Annotated in this window: 11 protein-coding genes and 1 pseudogene; 5 read left to right on the top strand and 7 right to left on the bottom strand. The window is 31.4% G+C overall.

Annotated elements, in window-relative coordinates; genetic code table 11:
* Positions 1 to 47: 47 nt before the first annotated feature.
* A complete protein-coding gene (locus ACR0QS_RS01405) occupies positions 48 to 1241 on the top strand; it encodes a MalY/PatB family protein (protein ID WP_432631659.1) in 1194 nt (397 codons plus the stop codon).
* A 13-nt stretch (positions 1242 to 1254) separates the two neighbouring features.
* Here ACR0QS_RS01405 and ACR0QS_RS01400 read toward each other — a convergent pair whose 3' ends face one another.
* Genes ACR0QS_RS01400 through flgB form a run of 4 tightly spaced genes read right to left on the bottom strand, consistent with a single transcriptional unit; the run spans position 1255 to position 3325 of the window.
* Entirely contained in the window at positions 1255 to 2037 is a 783-nt protein-coding gene (locus tag ACR0QS_RS01400) for a hypothetical protein (protein WP_432631658.1), read from the bottom strand.
* Positions 2037 to 2372, bottom strand: coding sequence for a flagellar hook-basal body complex protein FliE (gene fliE / locus ACR0QS_RS01395; RefSeq protein WP_432631657.1), 336 nt, complete (start codon positions 2370 to 2372; stop codon positions 2037 to 2039). Before fliE ends, ACR0QS_RS01400 begins: the two co-directional genes overlap by 1 nt.
* A gap of 17 nt (positions 2373 to 2389) precedes the next feature.
* Positions 2390 to 2851 (bottom strand): flagellar basal body rod protein FlgC, encoded by a 462-nt coding sequence (flgC, locus tag ACR0QS_RS01390; protein WP_147530155.1) that lies wholly within the window; start codon positions 2849 to 2851, stop codon positions 2390 to 2392.
* 45 nt (positions 2852 to 2896) lie between these two features.
* Positions 2897 to 3325, bottom strand: coding sequence for a flagellar basal body rod protein FlgB (gene flgB, locus ACR0QS_RS01385; protein ID WP_432631656.1), 429 nt, complete (start codon positions 3323 to 3325; stop codon positions 2897 to 2899).
* Positions 3326 to 3510: 185 nt separating this feature from the next.
* Here flgB and ACR0QS_RS01380 point away from each other — a divergent pair, with 185 nt between their 5' ends.
* The 3 genes from ACR0QS_RS01380 (at position 3511) to ACR0QS_RS01370 (ending at position 6302) form a co-directional block, all read left to right on the top strand.
* A complete protein-coding gene (locus ACR0QS_RS01380) occupies positions 3511 to 4695 on the top strand; it encodes a beta-ketoacyl synthase N-terminal-like domain-containing protein (RefSeq protein WP_432631655.1) in 1185 nt (394 codons plus the stop codon).
* A 3-nt stretch (positions 4696 to 4698) separates the two neighbouring features.
* Positions 4699 to 5124: a 3-hydroxyacyl-ACP dehydratase gene (locus ACR0QS_RS01375; protein ID WP_432631654.1), complete on the top strand. Its 426-nt coding sequence runs from the start codon at positions 4699 to 4701 to the stop codon at positions 5122 to 5124.
* Positions 5125 to 5201: 77 nt separating this feature from the next.
* Complete coding sequence (locus ACR0QS_RS01370; RefSeq protein WP_432631653.1) at positions 5202 to 6302, top strand: glycosyltransferase family 10 domain-containing protein; 1101 nt, start codon at positions 5202 to 5204, stop codon at positions 6300 to 6302.
* A gap of 62 nt (positions 6303 to 6364) precedes the next feature.
* Here ACR0QS_RS01370 and ACR0QS_RS01365 read toward each other — a convergent pair.
* Positions 6365 to 6622 (bottom strand): annotated as a pseudogene (locus tag ACR0QS_RS01365) (peptide ABC transporter substrate-binding protein); the annotation flags it as partial.
* Between the two features lie 130 nt (positions 6623 to 6752).
* Here ACR0QS_RS01365 and ACR0QS_RS01360 point away from each other — a divergent pair.
* Entirely contained in the window at positions 6753 to 7100 is a 348-nt protein-coding gene (locus tag ACR0QS_RS01360) for a type I restriction-modification enzyme R subunit C-terminal domain-containing protein (RefSeq protein WP_432631660.1), read from the top strand.
* Positions 7101 to 7108: 8 nt separating this feature from the next.
* On the opposite strand, the gene ACR0QS_RS01355 is transcribed toward ACR0QS_RS01360, so the two are convergent.
* Positions 7109 to 9385: a heavy metal translocating P-type ATPase gene (locus ACR0QS_RS01355; protein WP_432631652.1), complete on the bottom strand. Its 2277-nt coding sequence runs from the start codon at positions 9383 to 9385 to the stop codon at positions 7109 to 7111.
* Positions 9386 to 9491: 106 nt separating this feature from the next.
* Positions 9492 to 11180 carry an FAD-dependent oxidoreductase gene (locus ACR0QS_RS01350; protein ID WP_432631651.1) on the bottom strand — a complete coding sequence of 563 codons (1689 nt, stop codon included), beginning with the start codon at positions 11178 to 11180 and terminating at the stop codon, positions 9492 to 9494.
* Between the last annotated feature and the right edge of the window lie 891 nt (positions 11181 to 12071).

The raw sequence follows: 12071 nt of genomic DNA, 5'->3' as shown, positions 1-12071 counted from the left end.
ATTTTATATAAATAAAAATAAAAAATATTTAATTAAAAGGACTAAAAATGGAAATAGAAGAATTTTGCCGTAAATATACGGTTAATAGAAAAAATACTAATTCTGAAAAATGGGATACGGGAATTGAAAAAAGATTTAAAGCCGAAGGATTAATTCCTATGTGGGTTGCCGATATGGAATTCAGAGCACCAGACGAAGTTATAGACGCTTTGAATAAAAGAATATCGCATGGAGTTTTCGGCTATACTCATTTATGGGATAGTTATTTTGAAGCGTTTTTTAATTGGCAGAAAAGCAGATATAATATCGATTTGAAAAAAGAATGGATTTCGTTTTCAAGCGGTTTGGTGACGGCGCTTTATTTAATTGTAAACGCTTTTACGGATAAAGGAGACGGCATAATCATACTTACTCCAGTTTATTATCCGTTTCATAATGCGGTAAAAGATAACGAAAGAAAATTAATTACTTGCGATTTGAAAAATGATAAAGGAATTTTTAGTATTGATTTTGAAAAATTGGAAAATGAAATAATTAAAAATAAAGCCAAATTAATAATTTTTTGCAATCCGCATAATCCCGTTGGGAGAGTTTGGACAAAAGAAGAAATAGAAAAAGTTTTTGAGATTTGCAAAAAGCATAATTTATATATAGTTTCCGATGAAATACATCAGGATATAAATATGGGAGTCCGTCCTTTCATATCCGCTTTATCGGTAAAAAATAAATATGCCGAAAAACTTATCGTTTTAAATTCCGCTTCCAAAACTTTCAATTTGGCAAGCCTTTTGAATTCGCATGTGATTATTCCTAACGAAAAAATTAGAAGAGAGTATAAAAAATTTGTTGCCAAAGTTAATAGAACGGAATTTAATTTGCTCGGATTAATAGCGACAGAAGCTGCTTACAAATACGGAGCGGATTGGGTTGACGGACTTTTAAAAACAATTAAAAGAAATTACGAATATATAAAAGAAGAATTTTCAAACAAAATTCCCGAAATAATAATAAGCCCGTTGGAAGGAACTTATTTGCCGTTTTTTGATTTGAGAAATATGGTGAGCAAAAACAGAGTAAAAGAATTTATTCAAGACGACTGCAAAATTGCAATTGATTTCGGAGAATGGTTTGGAAAAAATTTCAAAGGTTTTATAAGAGTCAATATTGCAACGGATTTTAAATATATAGATTATTTCGTTGATAAAGTTATTAAGCAATTAAAAAATAAAAGTTATAAATAAAATTAGTAAATATTTATTGTAAAGAAAAAATATCTTTTATAATATAAACAAAATCTTGTTTGGGGAATTTTTGAAACTGAATAACATTTTCTATCGCGTCCGCATAATATAATTTATTTTCGTTCGGCAAATAAGATATAACGAAATTTTGAGAATTAAATCCGTCAAATAATTCTTTTGTATATCCGTTTTTTGAAATGTCGATTATTCTATTTGGAATATTATCTCCCATAAAAATAAAAACCGCGTGATTATATAATTTTGCTTTTAATATTTTTTCGTTGTCTTTTTTATCTTTATCAAATAATTTTTGATTATCGTCAATATATAAATCCAATATTTCGTTTAATTCGTTTTTAATCGTAGTCAAAATTCCTTCGCCGTCTTTATCAATATCGACAAGTATAAAATAATATAAATATAATATTATCGATTTCTTTTTTTTAACGATTTCCGAATTTATAAATACTCTCGAAGAATTAACCGAATACATATTATAGCCAAAATATTTTAATCTGTTTATTACAATCTCTTTATCGATTTTTTTATTTATATTATGTTCGGCTATGGAATTATTTTTTATAAAATTCAATTTTCTTTTATTGATATTTGCGATGTCGATATAAGTGAAAATTAAAGTCAATATTTCAAGCGCTATTAAAATTATGGTTATATAAATGTTGTTATTTCTATATATCGATATAAAAGTTAAATTGGCAAACGCAACGGCTATTAAACCGTAAACGCTTGCCCTCAATAACTCTTTTTTAAAGGAGAACTTTTTATTACAATTCATTATCTATAAGAAGTTATTTCCTGATATGCCCTAACCGCTCTGTCCATTACCGCTTTAGTAAAACTTAAAGACAATTCGGCTTCGGCTATTGCGTTCATAACATCCGAAACATCCACTTGGTCGGGTCTTATTCCCGCTTGAACTATTATGCTGTCTCTATCGACTTGTTTTTGATTAACCGATTCTATAGCTTCGCTCAACATAGTTCCGAAATTGCTTATTAAATCTCGGCTCGTATCTCTTCCGATTTTTTGCGCGGGTCCGTAATGTCTCGGGTCGGTGGTTTTCAATACAAAATTATAATTATCTCCAATGTTTCCAATATTATTATTCATAAAATTACCTCAAAAAATTAATATCTTATTATATTCAAAGCGCTTCCAAACATAGTTTTAGCCGATTGTATCATCGTAGAATTCGCTTCATAGGCTCTTGACGCTTCCATCATATCAACCATTTCCGTCACGGGATTTACATTTGGCATTTCCACATATCCCGCTTTCTCTCCATATTTAATTGCGTCTGGATGCGAAGGGTCGTAAACGAATCTTGTCGCGCTTTCCATATCTTTTTCTATACTAAAAACTCTCACTCCCGTTCCGACATTTGGCTGCAACGCGTCAGGTAAGAAAGGACTTTTATATTTATTGCCATCGTCTCTCGGTTTGAATATTACTCTGCTCCTTCTGAAAGCTCCGCCTTCCGTTGTGCGAGTAGTATTGACATTAGCTATATTATCGGCTATAACATCGAGTCTCGTTCTTTGAGCCGTGAGTCCGCTTCCCGAAGTATTTATAATTGAAAATATTCCCATTTAATTTCTCCTTTATATAATAAAATCTTAAAAATAAAATTAAAATCAAGCGTTTCCTATCATTCTTCTAATTTCTCTATATTGAGCATTAACTATTTGAGTAAACATTTGATACCTTAAAGTATTTTTAGCTTCTTCCGACATTTCTTTATCTATATCTACATTATTTTTATCGTTTCTGTAGCTTGTATCAAAATCTACCGTTATAGTCGGCGAAACTTCTTTATAATCCATTGGCATATTGAAAGGAAAATGTCTCGAATCGGTTCTTTTCGCTTCAATTCCGTCATATTTTTCGCTGTCTAACGCTCTTCCTAATTGATATTCAAATGTCACATCGCTTCTCTTAAAATTCGGAGTGGAAACATTGGCTATATTGTCGGCTATAACCTCCGCCCTCAAACCGTAAACATTCAAAAGCTTTTTGGCGATAGTCATCGTTTTAGCGTAAGTAGTGTCTGCAAACATACTCATAATTTTACAATCCTAAAAATAGTAGTTTTATTTATTGTCGGTTTTTTAAAAAAAGCCTTAAATGAATTTTCTATAAAATTAAAATTTATGATTTTTGACAATAAATTAAACTAAAAAACGATTTATTGAAAAAGAATTTAAAATATTATATAATCAAATCACTATTTTTAATTTAAGGCTTTTATATGAATAATCTTTTACTCGATTTCGGCGTCATAAATTCAATTTCCAAAAATAAAGAAGAATTATACAATAATTATTTTCTAAATACTCCGAACGGATTAAAAGAAAACGGAGATTACTCTTACAATAACGATAAAAAATTTACTTTAGGAAAAATTGAAAGCGAATTTTTTGATTTTGAACTTGAAAATCCTTACAATAATAAAATAAATAAAATGGCTTTGCATTCGGTTAATCAGTTAAAGCCGATTATTGACGAAGCGAAGAAAATCTACGGAAAAAATAGAATCGGAGTGATTGTCGGAACTTGCGAAAACGGAAGCGATGAAACTAAAGATTTTATATTAAACGGTTCGGTAATAGACGAAAAAAGAATTTTAATAATGCAAAGTTTAAATATATGCTGCGATTTTATTCAAAAATATTTCGATATAAAAGGAATTTCATGGACGGTTTCTACGGCATGCACTTCGAGTGCGAACGCGATAATATCCGCGGATGAACTTATAAAAAGCGGAATAATCGATGTCGCAATAGTTGGCGGAGCGGATGTAGTAACCGATACAGTTGTTTACGGATTCGATTCGCTCGATATAGTAGATTATAATAAAATAAATTCTTTTTCAAAAAACAGACATGGAATAAATTTGGGAGAAGGAGCGGCTTTCTTTATATTGGCTAAAGAAAATTTTATAAATAGTAAGGACGCTATAATATTAAAAGGTTATGAAAGCAATTCGGATTCTCATCATATTACGAGTCCCGATACAGAAGCAAAATCGACTTCGGAATGCATAAATAAAGCTTTGAAAAAATCTAATCTAAAAATAAACGATATAGATTATATAAACTTGCATGGAACAGGAACGATTTTAAACGACATAATGGAAAGCGAAACTATAAATAAAGTCGGAGCGGAAAATATTTACTGCAGTTCGAGTAAAACGGTTTTCGGGCATACGATTGGAGCGGCGGGTGCGATGGAGCTTGGAGTCTGTTATCTCGCTTTATCGAGTTTTAATAAAGAAAAAATCATTCCGAGACATTTATACGATGGAGAATACGATAATAATTTGAAAAAAATAAATTTGGCAACGGAAAAAATATACGCGAAAAAATTAAATAACTGCATGAGCGTGTCTTTCGGATTTGGCGGAAGCAATACTTGTTTAATAATAGGAAAATAAATCATGAAATACGAATTAAAAATTCCTCATAAAAATAAAATGCTTTTGATTGACGGAATTGAAAATATAGATTTTGAAAATAAAACCATAACCGCTTTTGCGACTATAAATAAAGAAAATATTTTTTACGAATCGGACGGAATTCCAAGTTATATATTTGTAGAATATGTCGCTCAAAGCTGCGCCGCTTATAATTCTTATAATCAAGACAAAAACCAAAATAACGATAAAGAAAAAATAGGATTTATTTTGAATATAAAAAGCGCAAATTGTTATAAAGATAAAGTTAAAGCGGGAGAGACAATTTATATAAAGGCAAAAGAAACTTTAAGAGATTCAAATATCGCATATTATGACGGCGAAGTTTTTTATAATAATCAAAATAAAGATAAAATAATTGACTGTTCCATTATGGTTATTCAACCATGATGGTTCTACAACCATGAATGGTTATGGAAAGCGATAAATAATCAAAATGTTTAATACAAACAAATTGGAGTAATTTTATGGATAAAAATTTTGTGCATTATTTGGTATGGCTCATTCCGATTAGAAGCGTTAGAGATAAAGTAAGATGGAAAATAATGGATAGCTTTACTGCCATGAATTTTTGCTATTGGGTTAATTATCAAACTTATAAAGATAAAATAAAAAATAAGAAAACATTTTTTGTGCGAGGAGATTGGATTGTAGACGAAAAAGAATTTTATAAAGATTATTTTTATAATGTAATAAAAAATAATTATATAAACGATTTGGAAATAAGTTATAAACCAGATATAGAAATTTTTGGTCCCGTTCGTAAAAAGAAATTTTTAGAAAAATCAAAAGCTAAAATTAAAATATTTTTTACGGGAGAATGCGTTTCCGAAAAAGCCATAGATAAAAATTGGGCTGAATACTCCGATAACTGCGTAAACGATGTCGATTTGTCGCTCGGTTTCGATAGACTTGACGAAAACAAATACAAAAATTATGTTCGTTTTCCAATTTGGATAAATTACCATTTTAATACTATAGGGGGGGGTATTTTAAACCTTAATTACACAAAAAATGATATTAAAAAAGTAATAGACAATATAAATAATGCAAAATCTAAAAAGAATAAATTTGCATCGTTAGTTGCAAGTCATGATGCTCCGAAAATTAGAACGGAAATTTTTAATAAAGTTAGCGAAATTGGAGAAGTTAAATGCGCGGGAAAATTACTCCATAATGACGACACTTTGAAAAATGAATTTAATAATAACAAAATAGAATATTTAAGAGATTTCAAATTTAATATTTGCCCCGAAAATACGATTAGCGATGGATACATTACGGAAAAATTATTTGATTCTTTCAGGTCGGGATGTATTCCAATTTATTGGGGAGACGAAAATATTGAAATGGATTTAGTAAATAAAAACGCTTTATTATTTTATAGAAAAGGCGAAGACAATTCAGCGCTTTTGAAAGAAATCGAAAAATTGAATAGTGACGAAAAATTATTTGACGCTTTTCAAAATCAAATAAAAATTAACGATTCTATGGTTGATTATCTTTGGGAAAGAAGAGTAAAAATTTTAAGCAGGATGGAAAGTTTGATAGAAGAGAGATTGAAATAATTATCAAAACAGCAAGCTTCCATTAAAAAAACGAAAGCTCGCCGTTTATTAAATTATCTCCACTACTTCTCAATATAAGCGTAATTAAATTTATATCTTCCCAAAGGTTCGTCAATATAATTTTTAAGTTTCGGACTCACAACCAAAAAATCCGTTCGGTATATAAAAGGTATAATCGGAACTTCGTCAAATAAAATAGCTTCCGCCTCTCTTAAAGCCTCCATTCTTTTTTCGGCGTCAGTCGAGGTTCGAGCGTATTCTATTAAACTGTCATATCTTTCGTTGGAAAATCCGCAGTAATTAAAATCGCTGTCGCTTGAAAAATCAGTTATAGACGAAGACATCGAATATAAAAGCAAAGACCTTGATAAAACGGTTATAGTTCCAAATCAAATAAGAACTATTATGCAATGTTATAAGAATTCCGTTTTTACCGAGCTTTTCCCATAAATAGAGGCGACTTGGATACCGAAAACTTTAATTTTTGCAAAAGAAGTTTTTTCTAAAGGATTTGTATTAGGACAGGACGATGAACTTCAAGGCTTTAGCGGTATCGCCAATTCTCGTTTTAATTTATGGCGGGGCAGACAAATTAAAAAAGGAATAACTTTTAGCCAAGAACAAGATAGATTTTTGGAAATTATTAAAGATTATATCATTTCAAACGCTTATATTGAAAATCTAAAAGATATTCAAGAAATTTGCTATGACGAAGGCGGAATATTTAGGGCGAAAGAATTATTTGACCAAAATTTAGAATCTTTAATTGAAGATATTTATTTGGCTTTGGTAAGTTAGTTTTATTTTCATTTATTCGGTTTGAAGAAATTTAATCTCAAAGCGTTCGTTACCACGCAAACAGAACTTAAACTCATAGCAAGCGCGGCGAATATAGGATTTAAGAGCAAATCTTTTCCCATTATCGCTACCAAAAAATTGTCGATTGCCGAATCAATTAAACTTTCTCTAAATATATGCAATAATCCCGCTGCGACTGGTATTCCCAAAACATTATAACAAAAAGCCCAAAAAAGATTCTGTTTAATATCTCGCATAGTAGCCTTGCTTAATTCTATTGCCGTCACGACATCTTTTGTTTTCGATTTAACCAATACTATATCGGCGCTTTCTATAGCGACATCCGTTCCGCTTCCGATTGCTATTCCAACATCGGCTTGAGTTAAAGCTGGCGCATCGTTTATTCCGTCTCCAACCATTGCCACGATATAATTTTTTTCTTGAAGTTTTTTCACTTCTTTTGATTTTTCTTCGGGCAAAACTTCCGAAAGAACAATATCGATTCCCGTTTCGTTTGCAATCGCGTTTGCCGTATTTTTATTGTCTCCCGTTATCATAACGGTTTTTATATTTAATTTATGAAGTCTGTTTATAGTATCAACGCTGTCTTTTTTTAATTTATCCGCGCAGGCAACGATTCCCAAAAGTTTTCCGTCTTCGGCAACATACATTGGAGTCTTTCCTTCTTTTGAAAGTTTTTCCGCTTCGTTAAAAAATAATTCTACGGATATATTTTCTTTTTCCATTAATTTTTTATTTCCAATTAAAATTCTTTTTTTGTCTATAATCGCGTCTATTCCGAATCCAGATAAAGCTTTAAAATTTTCTATAGGTAGAAGTTCAATATTTTTTTCTTTCGCTTCTCTAACTATAGCCTCTCCCAAAGGATGTTCGCTTCCGTTTTCAGCGCTCGCCGTGAGTAATAATAATCTTTCTTTATCGTCTGAAATAATATCGGTAAGATAAGGTTTGCCTTCCGTTAATGTTCCCGTTTTATCGAACATAATCGCGTTTATTTTTTGCGACAACTCCAAAGCCTCCGCATTCTTAAATAAAATTCCAAGTTCCGCTCCCTTTCCCGTTCCTACCATTATCGCGGTCGGAGTGGCAAGTCCCAAAGTGCAAGGGCAGGCAATAACCAAAACCGAAACGAATACGGTTAAAGAAAAGACAAAATTATGAGTTGCGATAAACCAAGCTATTCCCGAAATTAAAGCAATCGCTATAACCGTTGGGACGAAGTAGGAAGAGACTACATCGGCAATATGCGAAATCGGAGCTTTTGAGCCTTGAGCATCTTCAACCAATTTTATTATTTGAGCCAATGCCGTATCTTCTCCCACTTTTGTAGCCTTGAATTTGAAAGTTCCCGTTTTATTTATCGAAGCGCCGACAACTTTATCCCCAATATTTTTTTCTATCGGAATACTCTCTCCCGTAAGCATCGATTCGTCAACCGAACTGTAGCCTTCTATTATCTCTCCGTCAACTGGAATTTTTTCTCCCGGGCGAACTATCAAAATATTTCCGACTTTTAAATCTTCTATTTTTATTTCTTTTTCTTCTCCGTTTTCAATTATTCTTGCAGTTTTAGGCTGAAGTCCCATAAGTTTTTTTATAGCCTCTCCCGTTTTTCCTTTGCTTCTTGCCTCCAAATATTTTCCAAATTGAACGAGAGTAATTATAACCGCCGCCGATTCATAATATAAATTATCTCCATGAGGATTTAATCCGATAAAAGACAAAACGCTCGAATAAACGCTATAAACGAAAGACGCCGTAGTTCCAATCGCGACGAGCGAATCCATATTCGGCGCTCCTCTGAATAAAGCTGGAAATCCCAAAGTATAAAATTTATAGCCCGAAATCATAACGGGAATGCATAATATAATTGCGACTATCGAAAATATTTGAGGATTGGAATGATGTGATAAAATTTCTGGCAAAGGAAGTTTTATAAATTTTATCATTGGCGACATCGAAATATAAAAGAGAGGAATAGAAAATATTGCCGAAATTATCAATCGTATTTTTTGTTCTTTAATTTCTTTCGCTTTTTTTTCCGAAATATTTTCTTCTTTTCCCAAGACTTGATAGCCCGCTTTTACTATCGCATTTACAATGTCTTTATATTTTAATTTTTTATCGTCAAATACCAAAACGGCTTTTTCTGTCGCTATATTAACCGAAACCTCTTTCACTCCGTCCGCTTTTTTCAAAGCTCTTTCAACCGCTCTCGAACAAGCGGCGCAATGCATCCCGCCGATTCTTAATGTCATTTTCATTTTATATCCTAAAAAATAATTTTTAAATAATTGTTAATATTATCTAACAATTATAACATAGAAAATATTTTTGTCTATTATAATTATTTTTGTTTTCTTCGTGAATTTATTTGAAATATCCCGTTAGTATAGGTTTTCTTCCAGTAACTTTATCGTTATAATATTCATATTGCGATAAGCCTATAAATCCTCCCGAAACATTAATAACATTTTTAAATCCAATATTTTGAAGTATTTTGCAGGCTGTATAACTTGTCAATCCTGTTTTGCATGTAATGTAAACTGGTCTATCTTTAGGTATTTCGTTATATCTTTTTCTCAAAACGGCAAGAGGAATATTAACCGCTTTCTCTAAATGGGCGACTGCAAAATCTTCTGGCATTCTTACATCCACAAAATAAGCGTCATTTTCTACTAATTCCCTAACTTGACTATAATGAACCTGTTTGAAATCTCCATTTCTTAAATTTGATGCGACATATCCAGCAAAATTCACGACATCTTTTGCCGTCCCAAATAATGGAGCGTAGCATAATTCTAAATCTTTCAAATCGTCTATAGTGCCTCCGAATTTTATAACCGTAGCTATGACATCTATTCTTTTATCAACATTTCCTTTTCCTATCGCTTGAGCGCCCAAAACTTTTCCAGTTGGAATTTCATATATGAGTTTGAAATGAAGGAGTTGAGCAGAAGGCATTATTGAGACTCCGTCAAAAGGAATTATTTCTACAGTATCGTAATCTATATTCAAATTCATAGCTTTTATAAATCCTTCCGAAAGTCCAGTAGAAGCTCCGTTATAATCAAATACTTTTATAACGGACGAACCTATAAATCCTCTATTATCAACGATTCTTCCGTTAATATGGTCGGCAACCGCTCTCGCCTGCTTTTGAGCAGGTCCCGCTAAAGCCAATTTAAAATAATCGTTAAATAAAGAACCATAAATTTCTATAGCGTCTCCAACGGCATAAATATCTTTATCGTTAGTGCAATAATTAGAATCGACTTTAATCGCTTTGGTTTTTCCTAATTCTATTCCAGATTTAACGGCAATATCTGTTTCTGGAACGACTCCTATAGCAAGCACAACGGCATCAGCTTCTATCTTTTTACCTGAACCTAAAATAACAGTATTATTTTCAAAACTATCTACTTTATCATTAACAATCAAATCGACTCCGTTATCGATTAATTCTTTATGTAGAATTTGAACCATATCGTAATCAAAAGGTTTCATTATTTGTGGCAACGCTTCGACTATCGTTACATTGTATCCCGCTTTTTTCAAATTTTCCGCCATTTCTATTCCTATAAATCCGCCTCCAATAACGGTAACTTTGGCTTTCGGTTTTACATTAAGAAAATTATGAATTTTAACAATATCGACAAAATTTCTAACTGTAAATATATTAACTTTTTCTATTCCTTTTATAGGCGGAACTATAGGTTTAGCTCCCATAGAAAGTATTAATTTATCATAGCTTTCTTTATATTCTTTACCTTCGGATACAACAGTAATCTCCTTTTTTTCTCTATCTATTGCCACAACTTCGCTATTAATTCTAGCGTCAATATTAAATTGCTTTAAAAATTTTTCTGGCGACATTAAAAGCAAAGTTTCTTCGTTAGGAACTAATCCTCCTATATAATAAGGCAGCGAACAATTTGAAAAAGATACATGAGGACCTTTTTCAAACATTATTATTTTATCTTCTTCATTTAATCTTCTAAGTCTTGCGGCTGCGGACGCTCCTCCAGCCACGCCTCCAACTATTAATATTTTCTTCATTTTAATTAACTCCGTATTTTTTATAATTAAAATTAATAATTCAGTATAATGTATAATTAGAAATAAGTCAATGTATTTATAGACTGAAAATATAAATCGTTTATAGTGAGTTTAATATTATCTAACAATTATAACAGAATAATTTAATTTGTCAAAATAAATAAAATATCTTTTTTATGGATTACTTCGGCTATAAATAGCCTCGTAATGACATTCTTTTTGCATCGTCATTGCGAGCCTCAATAGAGGCGAAGCAATCAAAATAAAAAAGCACCGCAAATAAATACGATGCCTTAAAAAATTTATTCTAACTATTTTATTTCTATAAATTCTTGTCTTGTAAAATTAAGAGTTTTTTCGTCCCAACTAACCGTGTTTAGACCAGGGGCATCATTCGCCATATAATACACCAAGTAAGGAACTAAAGCTGTGAGAGTCGACGCGTCAGAGAAAGTAAATTTTCCAATTTTTGATTTTATCGGTAATTCATTAATCTTACCGTTATAAAACTTATCTTTTTTTCTAGGACAAAAAGTAGAAGAAAGAGAAGAAGCCGTAAAAGTTAATTCTATTGTGTAAGGATATTCAAAGTCGTCCGCAAGTTTTCCAGCAAAATTATAATGAAAAAACCCGTAGATACTATCATTTCCTAAACCGCAATTAAAAATTATATTGCCTTCGCTGTCAATATTAAGGATAGAGGTATGACCATTGTCTATATCTGTCGATTTCCAAGTTCCTTCAAGTTCAGAATATTTAGGATTGCCTTCTAGATTTTGTTTTGATTTGCAACTAATTGAAAATAATAATATAAAGGATAATAATACGATTAAAGATACAATTTTAGCACTTGACTTGACTTGACTTGACTAATGAATTTACAGTAAATTT

This window comes from Brachyspira sp. (genome assembly GCF_050873525.1).
Lineage (GTDB): Bacteria > Spirochaetota > Brachyspiria > Brachyspirales > Brachyspiraceae > Brachyspira.
This window is presented reverse-complemented; position numbering and strand designations above follow the sequence as displayed.

Coding starts and splice junctions, on each gene's coding strand:
- ACR0QS_RS01405 (WP_432631659.1), top strand. CDS start 48: ATGGAAATAGAAGAATTTTGCCGTAAATATACGGTTAATAGAAAAAAT.
- ACR0QS_RS01400 (WP_432631658.1), bottom strand. CDS start 2,037: ATGAATTGTAATAAAAAGTTCTCCTTTAAAAAAGAGTTATTGAGGGCA.
- fliE (WP_432631657.1), bottom strand. CDS start 2,372: ATGAATAATAATATTGGAAACATTGGAGATAATTATAATTTTGTATTG.
- flgC (WP_147530155.1), bottom strand. CDS start 2,851: ATGGGAATATTTTCAATTATAAATACTTCGGGAAGCGGACTCACGGCT.
- flgB (WP_432631656.1), bottom strand. CDS start 3,325: ATGAGTATGTTTGCAGACACTACTTACGCTAAAACGATGACTATCGCC.
- ACR0QS_RS01380 (WP_432631655.1), top strand. CDS start 3,511: ATGAATAATCTTTTACTCGATTTCGGCGTCATAAATTCAATTTCCAAA.
- ACR0QS_RS01375 (WP_432631654.1), top strand. CDS start 4,699: ATGAAATACGAATTAAAAATTCCTCATAAAAATAAAATGCTTTTGATT.
- ACR0QS_RS01370 (WP_432631653.1), top strand. CDS start 5,202: ATGGATAAAAATTTTGTGCATTATTTGGTATGGCTCATTCCGATTAGA.
- ACR0QS_RS01355 (WP_432631652.1), bottom strand. CDS start 9,385: ATGAAAATGACATTAAGAATCGGCGGGATGCATTGCGCCGCTTGTTCG.
- ACR0QS_RS01350 (WP_432631651.1), bottom strand. CDS start 11,180: ATGAAGAAAATATTAATAGTTGGAGGCGTGGCTGGAGGAGCGTCCGCA.